The organism is Mycolicibacterium novocastrense, assembly GCF_001499835.1.
GTDB classification, from domain to species: Bacteria; Actinomycetota; Actinomycetes; order Mycobacteriales; family Mycobacteriaceae; genus Mycobacterium; species Mycobacterium novocastrense.
Genome location: NZ_LQIH01000001.1, coordinates 337,638 through 356,339, shown reverse-complemented (window position 1 = coordinate 356,339; position 18,702 = coordinate 337,638). Strand labels below are relative to the sequence as shown.

Below are 18,702 nucleotides of genomic sequence, written 5' to 3'. Positions count from 1 at the left end.
AGCAGCCGTGAGGCCTCTCTCGCTCCTGGCCGCACTGCTGCTGACCCTGGCCACCGGATGCGGACAAGGGCCGCAGCGCGATTCGCTCATGGTGTTCGCCGCGGCGTCGCTGAACAGAGCATTCACCGAGATCGGCACGCAGTTCGAGAAGGACCACCCCGGCACTCGGGTGGAGTTCTCCTTCGCCGGCTCCTCCGACCTCGCCACGCAGTTGACGCAGGGGGCGCGGGCTGACGTGTTCGCCTCCGCCGACACCGTGAACATGGACAAGGTCGCAGACGCCGGACTGCTCGCCGGTGACCCGGTGAACTTCGCGTCCAACACCATGGTCATCGTGGTATCGCCGGGAAATCCCAAGAAGATCAAGGCAATACGTGATCTCACCCGACCTGGGATCACCGCCGTGGTGTGCGCCCCTGCGGTCCCGTGCGGGGCGGCATCACGGAAAGTGGAGCAGGCCGCTGGTGTCGATCTCAACCCGGTCAGCGAGGAGTCGTCGGTCACCGACGTGCTGAACAAGGTGACCAGCGGTCAGGCCGACGCCGGAATCGTTTATGTCACCAACGCCCGTGACGCCGGGACGCGCGTCACCGCTGTGCCGGTTCCCGAAGCCGCCGACGTGGTCAACGTCTATCCGATTGCGACGCTGTCCGATTCGACACGGCGGGAACTCGCGCGAGCCTTCGTCGACGCGGTGACCGGCGACGCGGGACAGCGAGCACTCGGCGCGGCCGGCTTCGGTAAACCCTGATCAGACCAGGGCGGCCAGCTTGCCTGCCAGCCGTTCGACGTACGCGGCGACATCGTCGGGCGACTTGTCGGGAAGGCCGAAAAGCACTTCGGTGACACCCAGATCGGCCCAACGGGCAAGCTTTTCGGGGTCGGGTTTGAAGTCGAGCGCGACGATCTGCGGTGCTCCGTCGCGCCCGGCGGCCGCCCACGTGTCCTGCAGCAGCTTGACCGGTTCGTCGATGTCGAAGTCGCGCGGTGTGGTGATCCAGCCGTCGGCGGACCGGGCGATCCACTTGAAGTTCTTCTCGGTTCCTGCCGCCCCGACGAGGACGGGGATGTGCGGTTGGATCGGTTTGGGCCACGCCCAGCTGGGTCCGAAGTTGACGAACTCGCCCTCGTACGAGGCTTCCTCCTGCGTCCACAACGCCCGCATCGCCTCGAGGTATTCGCGCAGCATCGTGCGCCGCCGACCGGGCGGCACATTGTGGTCGGCGAGCTCGTCGGTGTTCCAGCCGAACCCGACCCCGAGGCTGACTCGCCCACCGGAGAGGTGGTCGAGCGTGGCGATCGACTTCGCCAGCGAGATCGGGTCGTGCTCGACCGGCAGCGCGACGGCCGTGGACAACCGGACCCGCGACGTCACCGCGGCCGCGGTGCCGAGGCTGACCCAGGGATCGAGCGTCCGCATGTAGCGGTCGTCCGGCAGCGACTCGTCGCCCGTCGTCGGATGCGCGGCCTGGCGCTTGATCGGGATGTGGGTGTGTTCGGGCACGTAGAACGTGGTGAAACCGTGGTCATCGGCGAGCTTGGCCGCCGCCGCCGGGGTGATCCCGCGATCGCTGGTGAACAGTACGAGCCCGTAATCCATGCCGAGAATTAGAACGTGTTTCAGTCTGGGGGGCAAGCACGGGGTTTGCATCACCGCGAGCGATACCGGCGACGTGCAAGCAGGTCGCTGTTGTCATGTCAGACCATGACGACCGAACGCATCGCCGATCACGTGAAGTTCGCCTACTGGGTGCCCAACGTCAGTGGCGGATTGGTGACCAGCGACATCGAGCAGCGCACCGACTGGAACTACGAGTACAACGCCAAGCTCGCCAGGACCGCCGAGAACAACGGGTTCGAGTACGCGTTGAGCCAGGTGCGCTACGAGGCCAGCTACGGGGCCGAGTATCAGCACGAATCCACCAGCTTCAGCCTGGCGCTGCTGCTGGCCACCCAGAAACTGAAGGTGATCGCCGCGGTGCATCCCGGGCTGTGGCAGCCCGCGGTGCTGGCCAAGCTCGGCGCGACGGCCGACCAGCTGTCCAACGGCCGGTTCGCGGTCAACGTGGTGTCGGGCTGGTTCAAAGACGAGTTCACCCACCTCGGTGAGCCGTGGCTCGAGCACGACGAACGCTACCGGCGCAGCGCGGAGTTCCTGCAGGTGCTGCGCAAGATCTGGACCGAGGACGACGTTGATTTCCGCGGCGACTTCTACCGCATCCACGACTTCACGCTCAAACCCAAACCGCTCAACACCACCGAGCGGCCCAATCCGGAACTGTTCCAAGGCGGTAACTCCACGGCCGCAAGGCGCAACGGCGGCCTCTTTGCGGACTGGTACTTCTCCAACGGCAAGGACTACGACGGGGTGACCGAGCAGATCGTCGACGTCCGCGAGCACGCCCGCACGGTCGGCCGCGAGGTGCGGTTCGGGCTCAACGGTTTCATCATCGCCCGCGACACCGAGAAAGAAGCGAAGGAGACGCTGCGGGAGATCATCGCCAAGGCCAACAAACCCGCCGTGGAGGGATTTCGCGCCGCGGTCCAACAGGCCGGCAACTCGACCGCGGACAAGCGCGGCATGTGGGCGGATTCGACGTTCGAGGACTTGGTGCAGTACAACGACGGCTTCCGCACGCAGCTGATCGGCACACCCGAGCAGATCGCCGAACGCATTGCGGCGTACCGCAAACGCGGAGTCGATCTGATCCTCGGAGGCTTTTTACACTTCCAGGAGGAAATCGAATACTTCGGCGCGAAGGTGTTGCCGCTGGTCCGCGAGATCGAACGGTCCGAACAGGACACTGTGGGCGAACCGGTGCTGGTCTCTGCGTGAGCCGCTGTGCGCTAGCGTGGTTTTCAAAGCCCGCCCGAGCACAGGAGAGGCCATGTCGTACCCCCAAGGACCACCCGGTAGCCCGGGATACCCGCAAGCACACCAGCCGACCACCCAGTTCTCGGCGCCGACGCAACAGTTCGGCAGGGCGCCGGAGAGCTCATCGACGGCGTCCGACGTCGCGAGCAAGCTTCCGATGTACCTGGCTGTCGCCGTGGCGCTGCTGGGGCTGGCGGTGTACCTCGCGAGCTTTGCGCCGTTGTTCACCATCTCCGCGTCGGATTTCCCGGGGCTGGGCAGCATCAGCGGAAGCTCGTTCGGTCTGGTGCTCGCCGTCGCGGCGTCACTCGTCGCGGGACTGCTCGCCGGAACGGCGCTCCTGCCCCGGCAGGGCGTCCACACCTCGGTGTACGCGGTGCTGGCGGTCGCGGCGTTCCTCCTCGTCATCGCCGAAGTGATCAACCGGCCCAGCGGTGCCGCGATCGATTGGGGCTTGTACCTGATCATCGCGTTCTCGCTGTTCCAGGCGATCACCGCGGTGGCCGCGCTGTTGTTCGAGTCGGGCATCATCACTCCGCCCGCGCCGCGTCCGAAGTACGACCAGTCCTATGGGCATCAGCAGTACGGCGCACCGAGCCCGTACTACGGACAGCAGGGCCAGCCGCAGCACGGCGGACCGCAGCAGCGGCCGGGATATCCGTCGACATACCCGGGTGGCTATCCGGGCGGCCCGTCGACCGGCGGCTACCCCGGAGCCCCGCAGCAGGGCCACCCCCAAGGGCAGCAGGGTCAGCAGGGTCAACAGGGTCCGCCGACACCGCCGACCGGGTTCCCCGCCTACGGTCAACCGCCGTCGTCGTCTTCGCAGGCGTCGGAGGCGACGGCTCAGGCTTCCCAACAACCGTCGTCTTCCTCGCAGTCGGGTCCGCCGCCTTCCTGAGGTGAGCCAGTAGTCTGAGCCGCGCGTGCGTCACCGCCGCACGGCAGCCTGACACAGGAGCGGCTCAACCAGTGGATCAACGGCCAGTCGGCGCACGCCAGGCGCGTGAGCTGCTTCGGGTCGCGTTCGGGCCGTCGTTGGTGGCGCTTGTCGTCATCGCGGCGATCGTGTTGCTGCAACTGCTGATCGCCAACAGCGACATGACCGGCGCGCTCGGGGCCACCGCGAGCATGTGGCTCGGCGTACACCTGGTGCCCGTGTCCATCGGCGGCGCCGAGCTCGGGGTGATGCCGCTGATGCCCGCTCTGGCGATGGTATGGGGCACGGCCCGCACGACCGCCGCGGCGACCGGCCCGAACGCCTCGTGGTTCGTGACGCGCTGGGTGGTGGCCTCGGCGTTGGGCGGTCCGCTGCTGATCGCGGCGATCGCGCTGGCCGTCGTGCACGACGCCGCTTCGGTGCTCACCGAACTGCAGACCCCGCACGCGTTGCGGGCCTTCGGCGGCGTGCTGGCCGTGCACGCGATCGGCGCCGTGGTGGGCGTCGGGTCCCGGGTCGGCACGCGGCTGATGGCTCCGACCTCGCTTCGGTTCTCGCTGCCCGCCTGGCTGCCGGACGCTTTCCGCGCCGCGGTCGCGGGTGTGCTCGCGCTCGTCGGCCTGTCGGGTGTGGTGATGGCGGGTTCGCTGATCGTGCACTGGTCGACGATGGACGAGCTCTACTCGATCACCGACTCCATGTTCGGACAGTTCAGCCTGACCGTGCTGTCGGTGTTGTACATCCCGAACGTACTGGTCGGAACGGCCGCGGTGGCCGTCGGCTCCAGCGCACACGTCGGGCTCGCCACGTTCAGTTCCTTCACGGTGTTCGGCGGCGACATTCCGGCGCTTCCGGTGCTGGCGGCGGTGCCCTCGCCGCCGCTGGGCCCGGTCTGGGTGGCGTTGCTCATCGTCGCGGCGGCATCGGCGGTGGCGGTCGGGCAGCAGTGCGCACGACGTCCGCTTCCGCTGGGCCCGGCGTTGGGCAAGCTGGTCGTCGCGTCGGCTCTGGCGGCGCTCACCATGGCGCTACTCGGCTACGCCGGCGGTGGGCGGCTGGGCAACTTCGGCGACGTCGGCGTCGACCAGACGACGTTCGGGCCCGCGGTGTTCCTCTGGTTCGCCGGGATCGGAGCGTTGACGGTGGTGATGGCCGGCGGTATCGCCCGAAGGCCGCGCGCGCCCAAGGCGGTCGTCGACCCCGACTCCGACGTCGACCCTGACGCGGAGGCCGAGGCGGAGGCAGATGCGGCACCCGAACCCGAACCCGAACCGGAATCCGACGATGTCGAACCGGAACTCGCCACCGAGGTCGTCGGCGACGAACCCCTCGAAGCCGAAACCACGGATACCGCGGGCACCGAAGCCGACCAGGTCGAGGCCCCCGCCGACCTGCCGAACGACGCCGCGAACGACGCCGCGAACGACGTCGTCGAGGACCCTGAAGAGCACTTCATGGCGGACGACGACGGCCCGCCCGGCACCCATTAGGCTGCCAGGCGTGCAGCAACCCCTCCGCGTACCGCCGAAGGTTCCTGCACGGGTCGTGGTGCTGGCTTCGGGGACCGGGTCGCTGCTGCAGTCGCTGCTGGACGCCACCGCGGGCGACTATCCCGCATCGATCGTCGCCGTCGGTGTGGACCGCGACTGCGCCGCCGTCGACATCGCCGCGGCCGCATCGGTTCCGACCTTCACCGTGCGCCTGCGCGACTACCCGGACCGGGCTGCGTGGGACGCCGCGATCACCGAAGCCACCGCTGCGCACGAGCCCGACCTGATCGTCTCGGCTGGTTTCATGAAAATCCTTGGGCCGCACTTCCTCTCGCGGTTCATGGGCCACATCATCAACACACATCCGGCGCTGCTGCCCGCCTTTCCGGGCGCACATGCGGTCGCCGATGCGCTTGCGTACGGCGTCAAGGTGACCGGGTGCAGCGTGCATCTGGTCGACGCGGGAACCGACACGGGGCCGGTGTTGGCCCAGGAGGCGGTGCCCATCCTCGATGACGACGACGAGGCGACACTGCACGAGCGGATCAAAGTCGTCGAACGACGGCTTCTGGCCGAAGTACTGGCCGCGGTGGCTGTCCGCGGTGTGACCTGGACGGGACGAAAGGCGACATTGGGATGACCGAAGGCAAGCGGCCGATTCGGCGGGCGTTGATCAGCGTCTACGACAAGACCGGCCTCGCCGAGCTGGCGCGCGGTCTGCACGAGGCCGGGGTCAGCATCGTGTCCACCGGATCGACCGCGAAAACCATTGCCGCCGCCGGTGTTCCGGTGACACCCGTGGAGGAGGTCACCGGCTTCCCCGAGGTTCTCGACGGTCGAGTCAAGACCTTGCACCCGCGCGTGCACGCCGGACTGCTCGCCGATCAGCGCAAGCCCGAACATGTCTCGGCGCTGGCCGATCTCGGCGTCGAGGCCTTCGAACTCGTCGTGGTCAACCTGTACCCCTTCGCCGAGACCGTCGCCTCCGGCGCGAGCATCGACGAATGCGTCGAGCAGATCGACATCGGCGGTCCGTCGATGGTTCGGGCCGCCGCGAAGAACCACCCCAGCGTCGCGGTGGCCGTCGACCCGCTGGGCTACGACGGCGTGCTCGCCGCGGTGCGGTCCGGCGGGTTCACCCTGGCCGAACGAAAGATCCTGGCGTCTCTGGCATTTCGGCACACCGCCGAATACGACGTCGCCGTTGCCTCCTGGATGGGCGCCGTTCTCGCGCCGGAGGAGCCGGCTCAGAAGCTGCCCGCGTGGGTGGGTGGCACCTGGCGGCGCAGCGCCGTCTTGCGTTACGGCGAGAACCCCCACCAGCAGGCCGCGCTCTACCGTGACGACGCCGGGTGGCCGGGCCTGGCGCAGGCCGAGCAGTTGCACGGCAAGGAGATGTCCTACAACAACTACACAGACGCCGACGCCGCCTGGCGGGCCGCTTTCGACCACCCCGAGATCTGTGTGGCGATCATCAAGCACGCCAACCCGTGCGGTATCGCGATCTCGTCGCGGTCGGTGGCCGATGCGCACCGCAAGGCCCACGAATGCGATCCGCTCTCAGCGTTCGGCGGCGTGATCGCGGCCAACACCGCGGTGTCGGTCGAGATGGCCGAAACCGTCGCCGACATCTTCACCGAGGTGATCATCGCGCCCGCCTATGAAGCCGGCGCGGTGGAGGTGCTCACCCGGAAGAAGAACATCCGGGTGCTGGTGGCGTCCGAACCGCAGCCGGGGGGCACCGAGTTCCGCCAGGTCAGCGGTGGCCTGCTGGTACAGCAGCGCGACGAGTTCACCGCTGACGGCGACGACCCGCTCAACTGGACGCTGGCCACCGGCGAGCCCGCCGATCCGGCGACACTGGCGGACCTGAAGTTCGCGTGGCGGGTGTGCCGGGCGGTCAAGTCGAACGCGATCGTCGTCGCCGCGGACGGCGCCACCGTCGGCGTCGGTATGGGCCAGGTGAACCGCGTCGACGCGGCTCGGCTCGCGGTGCAGCGCGCCGGCGACCGGGTGCGCGGCGCGGTCGCCGCCTCCGACGCGTTCTTCCCGTTCCCCGACGGGCTGGAGGTGCTGACCGAGGGCGGCGTGAAGGCGATCATCCACCCGGGCGGCTCCGTTCGCGACGAGCAGGTCACCGAAGCCGCTGCCAGAGCGGGTATCTCGCTCTACCTCAGTGGGGCGCGTCACTTCGCGCACTGATGTCTGGTTGATCTCCGCCGAAGACGTCGGGAGGTGGTTATGTTGCACAGCATGCCCACTGCGTCGCGTGCCGCCATCGCTCTCCTGCTGGCGACGGGTCTGCTGGTCTCCTGCACGCGGACCATCGACGACGCGCGCGCGGTCGCGGGTGACGATCTCTCGGCGGCGGCCGATTCCGGCGGACTCGACTCCTCGCGGTGCGAAGTCGTCGACGACCCTTTGACGACGATCCCGGCGAAAAACGACAACGAGCCGGTGATGAGGATCCCCACGCCGCCGGGCTGGGTGCGGACCACGATGATGGATTCGGAGCTGATCCGCTTCGCCATGCGCAACGACGACCTGACCGCCCAGGGCTTCACGCCGAACGTCGTGGTGACGCTCGAGAGCGCGCCGGGTGCGCAGGACGCGGGCCTGATATTCACCAACATGCGCGACGCACTCGAGTCGGGCATCGGCGCCACCGCCGTGCGCGAGACCGAGCGCTCGCTGTGTGGGGAGCCCGCCAGGACGTTCAACTACCAGATGCCCGCAATGGGTAACGTCGCGCCGCACCCGGCCGTCGCCCTCGGCGCGGTCATGCGCACCCAGAACCGGACTTTCGCGGTCAGCGTGACCGTGCAGACCCTGGTCCCGGAGGACCCGACGTATCAGCGCGACAGCGAGTCGATCCTCGACGGGTTCCAACTCCTGCCTCCGTCGAAGGGCTGAGTGGACGCGGCTTGGCATGGGGAACCCGCACGCGGGCGAGACAAGTCGTAGCTTGGAGTGGTGACTCAACCCCAAGATCTACCCCGCACCGTCGGCGAGCTGAGGGCCTCGGGCCATCGCGAGCGGGGCGTCAAACAAGAAATCCGGGACAACCTGCTGGCCGCTCTGGCACAGGGACGTGACGCGTGGCCGGGCATCCTCGGCTTCGAGGACACCGTCATTCCTCAGCTCGAGCGCGCGCTGATCGCCGGCCACGACGTGGTGCTGCTCGGCGAACGCGGTCAGGGCAAGACGCGACTGCTGCGCGCGCTGACGGGTCTGCTCGACGAGTGGACCCCGGTGATCGCCGGTTCGGAGCTGGGCGAGCACCCGTACGACCCGATCACCCCAGAGTCCATCCGGCGTGCAGCGGACTCGGGTGACGACCTTCCGATCGCATGGCGACACCGCAGTGAGCGCTACACCGAGAAGCTGGCCACCCCCGACACCAGCGTGGCCGACCTCGTCGGCGACATCGACCCGATCAAGGTGGCCGAGGGTCGCAGCCTCGGCGACCCGGAGACCATCGCCTACGGGCTGATCCCCAGGGCGCACCGGGGCATCGTCGCGATCAACGAGCTGCCCGACCTCGCCGAGCGCATCCAGGTGTCGATGCTCAACGTGATGGAGGAGCGCGACATCCAGGTCCGCGGGTACACGTTGCGGTTGCCGCTCGACGTGCTCGTGGTCGCCAGCGCCAACCCGGAGGACTACACCAACCGCGGCCGGATCATCACCCCGCTCAAGGACCGGTTCGGCGCCGAGATCCGCACGCATTACCCGATCGAGCTCGACGCGGAGGTCGGCGTCATCACCCAGGAGGCGCACCTGGCCGCCGAGGTGCCCGAGTACCTGATCCAGGTGCTGGCGCGGTTCGCGCGCTACCTGCGCGAGTCACGGTCGATCGATCAGCGGTCGGGGGTCTCGGCGCGCTTCGCGATCGCCGCGGCCGAAACCGTCGCCGCGGCCGCGCGGCACCGGTCGGCGGTACTCGGTGAGCAGGAGCCGGTGGCCCGGGTGGTGGACCTCGGCACGGTGGTCGATGTGCTGCGCGGCAAGCTGGAGTTCGAGTCCGGCGAGGAGGGTCGCGAGCAGGCGGTGCTCGAACATCTGCTGCGGCGGGCCACCGCGGACACCGCGCAGCGGCTGCTCGGCGGCATCGACGTCGGACCGCTGGTGGTCGCGATCGAGAACGGTTCGGCGGTCACCACCGGTGAGCGGGTCTCGGCGCGTGACGTGCTGGCCGCAGTGCCCGAAGTGCCCGCGATCGCCGAGATCCAGAAGCGGCTCGACGCGAAGACCGACGGACAGCGGGCCGCCGCAGTCGAGTTGGCGCTCGAGGCGCTGTATCTGGCCAAGCGGATCGACAAGGTCTCGGACGAGGGCGAAACAACCTATGGCTGAACATGGCCCGCCGAGGTGGCGCGGCACCAAATGTGAATCTGACGACGGAAATAGCCGGAAAACGTCGTCAGATTCACACGCGAGGCGACTTGGAGTGTGGGGGCATGACTAAACGGACATCGCGGTATTCGCGATATACCGGCGGGCCGGACCCGCTGGCGCCCCCGATCGACCTGCGCGAGGCGCTCGAGCAGATCGGTCAGGACGTGATGGAGGGCAGTTCGCCGCGGCGGGCGCTGTCGGAGATGCTGCGGCGGGGTACCAAGAACATGCGCGGCGCCGACAAACTCGCGGCCGAAGCCAACCGTCGTCGCCGGGAGTTGTTGGCGCGCAACAACCTCGACGGCACGCTGGCGGAGGTCAAGAAGCTCCTCGACGAGGCTGTCCTCGCCGAGCGCAAGGAACTGGCCCGTGCCCTGGACGACGACGCCCGGTTCAACGAGATGCGCATCGAGTCGCTGCCGCCGTCGCCGGCCAAGGCCGTCCAGGAGTTGTCGGACTACGACTGGCGAAGCCCCGAGGGGCGCGAAAAATACGAGCAGATCAAGGATCTGCTCGGCCGCGAGATGCTCGACCAGCGATTCGCGGGCATGAAGCAGGCGTTGGAGAACGCCACCGACGAGGACCGGCAGCGGGTCAACGAGATGCTCGACGACCTCAACGACCTGCTGGACAAGCACGCCAGGGGCGAGGACTCCCAAGAGGACTTCGACGACTTCATGAAGAAGCACGGCGAGTTCTTCCCGGAGAACCCGCGCAACGTCGACGAACTGCTGGATTCGCTGGCCCAGCGCGCCGCGGCCGCCCAACGCTTCCGCAACAGCCTGAGCACCGAGCAGCGCGCCGAACTGGATGCGTTGGCGCAACAGGCATTCGGCTCGCCCTCACTGATGAATGCGTTGAACCGCCTGGACTCCCACCTGCAGGCTGCCCGGCCCGGCGAGGACTGGAGCGGTTCGGAGAACTTCTCCGGGGACAACCCGCTCGGCATGGGCGACGGCGCTCAGGCGATGGCCGACATCGCCGAACTCGAGCAGTTGGCCGAGGCGCTGTCGCAGAGTTATGCCGGCGCCACGATGGAGGACGTCGACCTCGACATGTTGGCCCGCCAGCTGGGCGAGGACGCCGCCGTCGACGCGCGAACACTGGCCGAGCTGGAGCGGGCGCTGATGGATCAGGGGTTCCTGGACCGCGGGTCCGACGGCCAGTGGCGGCTGTCGCCCAAGGCGATGCGCCAGCTCGGACAGACGGCGCTACGCGATGTGGCGCAACAGCTTTCGGGTAGGCACGGTGAGCGTGACACCCGCAGGGCCGGCGCGGCCGGCGAGCTGACCGGCGCGACCCGGCCGTGGGCGTTCGGCGACACCGAGCCGTGGAACGTGACGCGCACCCTGACCAACGCGGTGCTGCGCCAGGCCGGGACGGGCGTGGCCGAGCGGCCGATTCGCATCACGGTCGAGGACGTCGAGGTCTCCGAGACCGAGACCCGCACCCAGGCGGCGGTGGCGCTGTTGGTCGACACCTCGTTCTCCATGGTGATGGAGAACCGGTGGCTGCCGATGAAGCGCACCGCGCTGGCGCTCAACCATCTCGTCAGCACCCGGTTCCGATCGGACGCGTTGCAGATCATCGCGTTCGGACGCTATGCCCGAACCGTGACGGCTGCCGAACTCACCGGCCTGGAAGGCGTATACGAGCAGGGCACCAACCTGCACCATGCGCTCGCCCTGGCCGGGCGGCATCTGCGTCGTCATCCCAACGCCCAGCCGGTGGTGCTCGTCGTCACCGACGGAGAGCCGACCGCACACCTCGAACATCACCCCCGCGACGAGGGCGGGCCGGCAGTGTTTTTTGACTACCCGCCGCATCCACGGACGATCGCCCACACGGTCAAGGGCTTCGACGAGGTCGCCGCGCTCGGCGCGCAGGTGACGATCTTCCGGCTCGGCAACGATCCGGGGCTGGCGCGGTTCATCGACCAGGTGGCGCGGCGGGTGGAGGGCCGCGTGGTGGTGCCGGACCTCGACGGGCTGGGCGCCGCGGTCGTCGGCGACTATCTGCGGTCGCGCCGACGTCGCTGAGCGCCGGTGCGAATCAGGCGGCCTTGCGCTTCTTGCGCTTGACCCCGACGCGCCCCCACAGGGAGAAGCCGCGGATGCACACGCACGGCGCGCCGGGCGAGCCCTCACCCTCCACGGACCGGTCGAAGGTGCCCATGACGCCGACGCCGCGCAGGTCGACGTTGACCTCCGGCGGCACCAGGATCGTCTGGCCGCCGAAGATCGAGTACGAGTGGATCTCCACCTCCGGTGAGGTGAAGTCGGCGTACCGCAAATCGACCACTCCGCCGCCGAAGAGGGCGAACGTGGTCATCCGCCTGGGCACATTCCAGCGGCCGCGGCGCTCGAAGCCGCTCATGATCGCCAGCAGCATCGTCGACGGCGCCGGCCGGCACGGGCCGCCGCTGCGGCCCCGGGTGATCGCGCCGGGCAGATCAGCCGACAAACGGTCCAGCTCGTCATACGTCTGCGCGGCATATGCCCTGGTGAGACGGTCCTCATACTCGTTGAGTTGAAGTCGGCCCTGGGCGGCGGCATCAGTGAGCAGCTGTGCCACCTGAATTCGATCGGTGTCAGCAGCACGCATCGAACCGCTCCGCGACGCTGGATTGCTCATCGGATACGAGCGTACGACGAACCGTGGCACATGCAAGCAAGTAGGCCAAACTGTGCCCTGACTCGCTGGGGCGAAGAATCTAGACGGGCAAACTTAATTTCGGGACGCCAGGAATTCGGCGAACCCGGCCGTGCCCACCGGGTTCTGCGGAACCAGGTTGGCGCCCGACCGCAGCTCCTTCCCGATTCGTCCCGGCACGGGTACCGCCAGGACCCGGCGTCGGCTTGCGGTGGCTTCGAGATACATGCGCGCCAACTCCGCATGGGTGTGCACCGCCGGGCCGCCGACGTCCGGCGCCCGCCCCGCGGGTTCGGTGTCGACCAGTTCCACCAGCCGCGTCGCGACGTCGGCGGTGTCGATCGGCTGAAACCGGACCCCGCGAAAAGCCCACATCACGGGGGAGTACCGCTGCAGTGCGAACATCGTGCGGATCAGGTCGTGGAACTGTGTCGCCCGCAACACCGTGTGACCGACACCGGACGCCTCGAGGACCTGTTCGGCGCGCAGCTTCGTGCGGTAGTACGGCAGCGGGATGCGGTCGACGCCGACGATCGACACGTGCACGATGTGCGCGACGCCGGCGCGGCGGGCCGATGCGACGAGGTTGCGCATCGCGGTGACGTCCTTGTCGCCGATCGGTTGCGTCGCGCAGTTGACCACGACCTCGATGCCGTCGACCGCCGCGTCCAGGCCAGCGCCTGTCAGCAGGTCGGCCTGGGCCCAGTGCACGCCCGTGTACCCGACATGGCTCTTGCGGCTCAGCGCCCGGACATCGTGGCCCGCGTCGATCGCCTCCGGTACGACGCGGTGGCCCAGTGTGCCCGTCGCCCCGGTGACCAGAACCGTACGTGCCATCAGCCCTCACACTATGCCTGCGGTCAAGGCTTGGGGTCCTTCCGGTGACACGGCGCCGTGGCGAGAACCGCACGGTGAACTTAGGGTGTTTCCGACGGAAGGGCGGGAATGGGTGACGGCGACGCCAGAACAGCAGGAGCAGCAGGACCGTCGCCCGAGCCTGGGCGGGTCGTACTCCCTTCAGCAGCGGTTCGAGAGTTCACCGGCGGGCAGGGTGGCCATCAGCGTGGGCATCGTGTTGTTCGTGCTCGTCGGGGTCGTGTGCAACCTGCCCGACTCTCCGATTAAGCGTGAGCTGCTGCCGATCGTCGAGCCGATCGCGGTGCCCGCCGCACTCGACCAGAGTTGGGCGATGTACGCCAACCCGAGCAGGCGCCAGGACACCGTCGAGGTGCAGGTGCGCTTCGCCGATGGCCAGTCGCGGGTGTGGACCTTCGAGCCCGGCGCCAGCGGCGTCGGGTGGTGGGATCGCTGGCTGCTGCTGCGGTATGCCGCCGTACTGGACTCCGACTTCAGGCGGCAGCTGGCGCACTGGGTGGTCCGCGAGGTGAGTCAGCCGAACGATCGGGCCGTCGCCGTCACCATGCTGCTGAAGACGGAGACGTTGACGGCGCCGGGTGAGGAGTCGGGCGAGACGCGACGCCCGACCGCCTCGAAACTTCTGTACCAAGAGAATTTGGCGGGGGCTCGATGAGCGCGGGTGAGCGGTTGCGGTCGGGGCTTGGTTCCTGCGTCGACCGCTGGAACGCCTTCTTCTTCACCGCTGCGCCCGTCTACCCGCTGGGTCTGGTGCGGATGGGATTCGGGTCGGTCGTCGTGGTCTGGTGTTTGACGCTCATCCCCGATCTTCTGGCGGTGTTCGGAACTCAAGGGGTGGAGCCCGAGCATCCCCGCGCCGACTTCCAGTGGAGCGTCTTCCAGATATGGCCGGGCGACAACGCTCTTCTCGCCGGGTGGGTGCTGCTGGTGGTGTCGGCCATCGCGTTGACGGTGGGATGGCACAGCCGCGTGGCGGCGGTCCTCGTTTTCGTTCTGCTGCAATCGTTTCTGCGGCGGGGTGAGCACTACTTCAACGCCGGGGACTCCATCCTCACCGTCATCGCCCTGGTTCTGGCGCTTTCGTCGTGCGGCGCAGCGCTGTCGCTGGACCAGCGACGGCGAGCCGGTGCGTTCTGGTCCGCCCAGACCAGGGCGGTATGGCCCGTGCGGCTGTTGCAGATCCAGTTGTCGATCATCTACCTGGTGACCGTCCAGGCGAAGCTGGCGAACAAAACCTGGGTGGACGGCTCAGCGGTCTTCTACGCCTGGGGTACCGACGGTCGATGGGCTTTGCTGCCCGCTCCGGAATGGTTGGCCGCCAACGCGATTCTGGTCAACCTCATCACGTGGGGCACCCTGTTGATCGAACTGGCGCTGGCGATACTCGTCTGGAGCAGACGCTGGCGGTATTGGGTGTTGGCGGCGGGCGTGGTGATGCACCTGACGATCATGGTCAACCTGAACGTCGCGTTCTTCAGCGTCGCGATGTTCGTGCTCTATCTGGCGTTCGTTCCCGGCGAGACAATCGAGCGCCTCCCCACGCGATGGAAAGCCAACCGCTTGTCGGGTCAGTCACCCGAACAGTCTGCGGTGTCCTAAGACTCGTCTGAGCGCGCCCATCTCGGCTGGCGCTTCTCGAGGAAAGCGAGCATGCCTTCGCGGGCCTCTTCGGAGACGAACAATTCGGCGCTCTGCGCGGTGAGCTCTTCGGCATGCCGATCGAAGGATTCGAGGATGGGCGCCGTGACCAACGCCTTCGACGTCGCCAACCCCTGCGGCGACGCCTTGCCGATCGCGGCGGTCAGCTCGGCGACGGTGGCGTCGACGTCATCAGAGGCGATCGTGATCAGGCCCATCCCGGCCGCCTCCGCGGCCTGAAACTTCTCACCGGTGACGAAGTAGCGACTCGCCGCGCGGCTGGTCATCCTGGGAAGCAGGGTCAGCGAGATGATCGACGGGGCGACGCCGATGCGGGCCTCGGTCAACGCGAACGTGCTCTGGCGGCCGGCCACCACGATGTCGCATGCGCCGACCAGCCCGAGCCCCCCGGCGCGGACGTGGCCGTCGATCGCGGCGACGACGGGGACCGGCAGCTCGAGGATGCGCCGCAGCAGCCGGGTCATCTCCCGGGCGCGGTCGACGGCAAGCTCACTCGGGTCGCGACCCGCCGCCTCACTGAGATCGGCTCCCGCGCAGAATGTTCCGCCGGTGTGACCGAGCACGACGACCCGCACGCCCGGATCGGCGACGGCGTCGGTGAAGCCCTGGTGCAGTTGTTGGACCAGGGCGGTCGACAATGCGTTGCGATTGGCGGGGGAGTCGAGCGTCAGCCGGGCGACCGGCCCGTCGACCGTGTACCCGACGAGCGTGTCCATCAGTACGACCGGGGCAGCCCGAGGGAGGTCTGCGCGACGAAGTTGAGGATCATCTCCCTGCTGACCGGCGCGATGCGGGCGAGCTTCGACGCCGTCACCGCGGCGGCGATTCCGTACTCCTTGGTCAGCCCGTTGCCGCCCATCGACTGCACCGCCTGATCGACCGCGCGCACCGACGCCTCGCCCGCCGCGTATTTGGCCATGTTCGCCGCCTCGGCGGCGCCGACGTCGTCTCCTGCGTCGTAGAGCGACGCGGCCTTCTGCATCATCAGCTTCGCCAGTTCGATCTCGATGTGGTTCTGCGCCAACGGATGCGACAATCCCTGGTGGGCACCGATCGGCGTCTTCCAGACCTGACGGGTCTTGACGTAGTCGACCGCCTTGTTGATCGCGAACCGGCCCATGCCGACCGCGCTCGCGGCGCCCATGATGCGCTCGGGGTTCAAACCGGCGAACAGCTGCGCGATCGCGGCGTCCTCGGATCCGACGAGGGCGTCAGCAGGCAGCCGAACCTCGTCGAGGAAGAGCTGGAACTGGTTCTCCGGGCTGACCAGTTCCATCTCGATCTTGGTCGCGCTCAACCCTTTTGTGTCGGTCGGCACGATGAACAGCGCCGGTTTGAGATTGCCGGTCTTGTGATCTTCGGTGCGGCCGACGACGAGCACGGCCTGGGCCTGATCGACACCGGAGATGTACACCTTCTGTCCGGACAGGATCCAGTCGCCGCTGTCACGACGCGCGGTGGTGGTGATGCGGTGGCTGTTGGAACCGGCGTCGGGTTCGGTGATCGCGAACGCCATCGTGATGGAACCGTCGGCGATACCCGGAAGCCACCGCTTCTTCTGGTCGTCGGTGCCGAACTTGGCGATGATGGTGCCGTTGATCGCGGGGGAGACCACCATCAGCAACAGTGGGCACCCGGCCGCCGACATCTCCTCCATCACGATGGCCAGCTCATACATGCCTGCGCCGCCACCACCGTACTCCTCGGGCAGGTTCACGCCGATGAATCCGAGTTTGCCTGCCTCCGACCACAACTCGTCGGTGTGCTGGTCGGCTCGTGCCTTTTCCAAATAGTAGTCCTGGCCGAAGTTGGCGGCCATCGCGGCGACCGACTTGCGTAACGCCTGCTGTTCTTCGGTCTCGACGAAACTGCTCACTGTTCTCCTTCGGATCGGGCGACGACTCGGGCGATGACGAAGCCGACATCGACTTGTTGGCCGGGTTCGACGTTGAGTTCGGCGAGCACACCATCGCTGGGTGCGGTGACGGTGTGCTCCATCTTCATGGCTTCCAGCCACACCAGCGGTTGGCCGGCGGTGACGGCGTCACCGACCACGGCTCCGACGCGCAGCACCGACCCGGGCATCGGTGCCAACAGCGAGCCGTGTGCGACGTCGTCGTCGGGGTCCCCGAACCGCGGTCTCGCGGTGAGATGGACGGGGCCCGAGGGGGAGTCGACGAACACGTCCTGGCCGTAGCGTGCCACCTCGAACGGCCGGTCCACCCCGGTCACGGTCAGTACGACCCGCGTCGGCGTCGCCGAGACGAGTGACACGTCGTCGTGGTCCGGCAACTCGAGCCCCGAGCGGGTGAACCGGTAACGCACATCGTGTTCGGCGCCGCCGCTATCCGTGTACCGCTTGATCTGATGGCCCGACGCCAGGTTGCGCCAACCACTGGGGGCAGCCGCGAATGCGGTGGCTTCGGTGCGGTTCTGCGCCGCATCGGCCAGAGCGGCGGCCACCGCCGACAGCGCCACCGTGCGGTCGTCGGTGAGTGGTGCGGACAACGCCCCCAGTCCGTGGGTGTCGAAGAACGCGGTGTCGGTGGCACCGTCGAGGAACGCCGGGTGCCGCAGCACGTTGACCAGCAGATCGCGGTTGGTCCGTACTCCGTGAATGCGGCTGCGCGACAGCGCATCGGCGAGGACGGCGGCCGCCTGACGCCGGTGGGGCGCCACCGAGATCACCTTGGCCAGCATCGGGTCATAGAAGATGGACACCACCGAACCGTCGACAACCCCGGAATCCACCCGGACGTTGGCGGGGACCTCGAAGCGGTGCACGGTGCCGGCCTGCGGCTGCCAGCCCTTGGCCGGGTCCTCGGCGTAGAGGCGGGCCTCGATGGCGTGGCCCCGCGAGGGTGGCGGTTCGGCGTCGAGCCTGCCCCCGTCGGCCACAAGCAGTTGCAGCGCAACCAGATCCAGGCCGGTGGTCTCCTCGGTGACGGGATGTTCGACCTGCAATCGGGTGTTCATCTCGAGGAAGTAGAAGTCACCGGACGCGTCCGCCATGAACTCGACGGTGCCCGCCCCGGTGTAGCCGATCGCGGTCGCGGCCAGCCGCGCGGCATCGAAGAGCTTGGCGCGCATACCCGGTGTGCGCTCGACGAGCGGCGAGGGTGCCTCTTCGATGATCTTCTGATGGCGTCGCTGGATCGAGCACTCCCGTTCGCCGACCGCCCAGACGGTGCCGTGTTCGTCGGCGAGCACCTGAACCTCGACATGGTGCCCGCTGGCCAGGTAGCGCTCGCAGAACACCGTCGGGTCGCCGAATGCCGACGCCGCCTCCCGGCGGGCGGCCTCGACCTGGCCCGGCAGCTCGGAGAGCTCACGCACCACGCGCATCCCCCGGCCGCCACCGCCCGCCGACGCCTTGATCAGCACGGGCAGCTGGTCGGCGGTCACGCCGTCGGGGTCCAGCTCGTCGAGTACGGGAACACCCGCGGCGGCCATCATCTTCTTCGCCTCGATCTTGCTGCCCATCGCGGCGACGGCCGCGGGAGGCGGCCCGATCCACGTCAGACCCGCCTCGCCTACCGCGCGTGCGAATTCGGCGTTCTCCGAGAGGAATCCGTATCCCGGATGGACGGCGTCCGCGCCTGCCGCCTTCGCTGCGGCGATCAGCTGATCGGCGTCGAGGTATCCGGTGCGGCCGCTCAGGCGTATCCGCGCGTCGGCTTCGTCGACGTGCGGGGAGTGCTCGTCGGGGTCGGTGTAGACGGCGACCGTTCCGATGCCGAGTCTTCTGCAGGTGGCGAACACGCGACGGGCGATCTCACCGCGGTTGGCGACCAGAACTCGAGTGATCATCG

General features: G+C 68.1%; 17 protein-coding genes. 11 read left to right on the top strand and 6 right to left on the bottom strand.

What is annotated here, in order from left to right; all coding sequences use genetic code 11:
* Nucleotides 1-7: 7 nt before the first annotated feature.
* The gene (gene modA, locus AU072_RS01775) at nt 8-751 is read left to right on the top strand and encodes a molybdate ABC transporter substrate-binding protein (RefSeq protein WP_235629900.1); all 744 of its coding nucleotides are present in this window, start codon (nt 8-10) and stop codon (nt 749-751) included.
* Here modA and AU072_RS01770 read toward each other — a convergent pair whose 3' ends face one another.
* Nucleotides 752-1,600 carry an LLM class F420-dependent oxidoreductase gene (locus tag AU072_RS01770; protein WP_064412128.1) on the bottom strand — a complete coding sequence of 283 codons (849 nt, stop codon included), beginning with the start codon at nt 1,598-1,600 and terminating at the stop codon, nt 752-754.
* A gap of 105 nt (nt 1,601-1,705) precedes the next feature.
* Here AU072_RS01770 and sfnG point away from each other — a divergent pair, with 105 nt between their 5' ends.
* The 8 genes from sfnG (at nt 1,706) to AU072_RS01730 (ending at nt 11,742) form a co-directional block, all read left to right on the top strand.
* On the top strand, nt 1,706-2,836 hold the full coding sequence (gene sfnG, locus AU072_RS01765) for a dimethylsulfone monooxygenase SfnG (protein WP_064412127.1): 1,131 nt from the start codon (nt 1,706-1,708) through the stop codon (nt 2,834-2,836).
* 52 nt (nt 2,837-2,888) lie between these two features.
* Entirely contained in the window at nt 2,889-3,776 is an 888-nt protein-coding gene (locus AU072_RS01760; RefSeq protein ID WP_064412126.1) for a DUF5336 domain-containing protein, read from the top strand.
* A 71-nt stretch (nt 3,777-3,847) separates the two neighbouring features.
* Nucleotides 3,848-5,305: a cell division protein PerM gene (locus AU072_RS01755; RefSeq protein ID WP_064412125.1), complete on the top strand. Its 1,458-nt coding sequence runs from the start codon at nt 3,848-3,850 to the stop codon at nt 5,303-5,305.
* Between the two features lie 10 nt (nt 5,306-5,315).
* Entirely contained in the window at nt 5,316-5,945 is a 630-nt protein-coding gene (gene purN / locus AU072_RS01750) for a phosphoribosylglycinamide formyltransferase (RefSeq protein ID WP_064412124.1), read from the top strand.
* Entirely contained in the window at nt 5,942-7,507 is a 1,566-nt protein-coding gene (purH, locus tag AU072_RS01745) for a bifunctional phosphoribosylaminoimidazolecarboxamide formyltransferase/IMP cyclohydrolase (RefSeq protein ID WP_064412123.1), read from the top strand. The genes purN and purH overlap by 4 nt, the downstream gene beginning before the upstream one ends.
* A 51-nt stretch (nt 7,508-7,558) precedes the next feature.
* On the top strand, nt 7,559-8,218 hold the full coding sequence (locus AU072_RS01740) for a hypothetical protein (RefSeq protein ID WP_064412327.1): 660 nt from the start codon (nt 7,559-7,561) through the stop codon (nt 8,216-8,218).
* Nucleotides 8,219-8,278: 60 nt separating this feature from the next.
* A complete protein-coding gene (locus AU072_RS01735; protein WP_064412326.1) occupies nt 8,279-9,661 on the top strand; it encodes a sigma 54-interacting transcriptional regulator in 1,383 nt (460 codons plus the stop codon).
* A gap of 104 nt (nt 9,662-9,765) precedes the next feature.
* The gene (locus AU072_RS01730) at nt 9,766-11,742 is read left to right on the top strand and encodes a VWA domain-containing protein (RefSeq protein ID WP_064412122.1); all 1,977 of its coding nucleotides are present in this window, start codon (nt 9,766-9,768) and stop codon (nt 11,740-11,742) included.
* Between the two features lie 13 nt (nt 11,743-11,755).
* On the opposite strand, the gene AU072_RS01725 is transcribed toward AU072_RS01730, so the two are convergent.
* Nucleotides 11,756-12,337 (bottom strand): DUF1707 SHOCT-like domain-containing protein, encoded by a 582-nt coding sequence (locus AU072_RS01725; RefSeq protein ID WP_064412121.1) that lies wholly within the window; start codon nt 12,335-12,337, stop codon nt 11,756-11,758.
* 93 nt (nt 12,338-12,430) lie between these two features.
* The gene (locus tag AU072_RS01720; protein ID WP_064412120.1) at nt 12,431-13,192 is read right to left on the bottom strand and encodes an SDR family oxidoreductase; all 762 of its coding nucleotides are present in this window, start codon (nt 13,190-13,192) and stop codon (nt 12,431-12,433) included.
* An 85-nt stretch (nt 13,193-13,277) separates the two neighbouring features.
* Here AU072_RS01720 and AU072_RS01715 point away from each other — a divergent pair, with 85 nt between their 5' ends.
* A complete protein-coding gene (locus AU072_RS01715) occupies nt 13,278-13,886 on the top strand; it encodes a hypothetical protein (RefSeq protein ID WP_133147257.1) in 609 nt (202 codons plus the stop codon).
* On the top strand, nt 13,883-14,830 hold the full coding sequence (locus AU072_RS01710) for an HTTM domain-containing protein (RefSeq protein ID WP_064412118.1): 948 nt from the start codon (nt 13,883-13,885) through the stop codon (nt 14,828-14,830). The genes AU072_RS01715 and AU072_RS01710 overlap by 4 nt, the downstream gene beginning before the upstream one ends.
* On the opposite strand, the gene AU072_RS01705 is transcribed toward AU072_RS01710, so the two are convergent.
* Genes AU072_RS01705 through AU072_RS01695 form a run of 3 tightly spaced genes read right to left on the bottom strand, consistent with a single transcriptional unit; the run spans nt 14,827 to nt 18,700 of the window.
* The gene (locus AU072_RS01705) at nt 14,827-15,606 is read right to left on the bottom strand and encodes an enoyl-CoA hydratase family protein (RefSeq protein ID WP_064412117.1); all 780 of its coding nucleotides are present in this window, start codon (nt 15,604-15,606) and stop codon (nt 14,827-14,829) included. The genes AU072_RS01710 and AU072_RS01705 overlap by 4 nt on opposite strands.
* On the bottom strand, nt 15,606-16,766 hold the full coding sequence (locus tag AU072_RS01700) for an acyl-CoA dehydrogenase family protein (protein WP_064412116.1): 1,161 nt from the start codon (nt 16,764-16,766) through the stop codon (nt 15,606-15,608). Before AU072_RS01700 ends, AU072_RS01705 begins: the two co-directional genes overlap by 1 nt.
* Complete coding sequence (locus AU072_RS01695) at nt 16,763-18,700, bottom strand: acetyl/propionyl/methylcrotonyl-CoA carboxylase subunit alpha (protein WP_064412325.1); 1,938 nt, start codon at nt 18,698-18,700, stop codon at nt 16,763-16,765. The genes AU072_RS01700 and AU072_RS01695 overlap by 4 nt, the downstream gene beginning before the upstream one ends.
* Nucleotides 18,701-18,702: the final 2 nt, after the last annotated feature.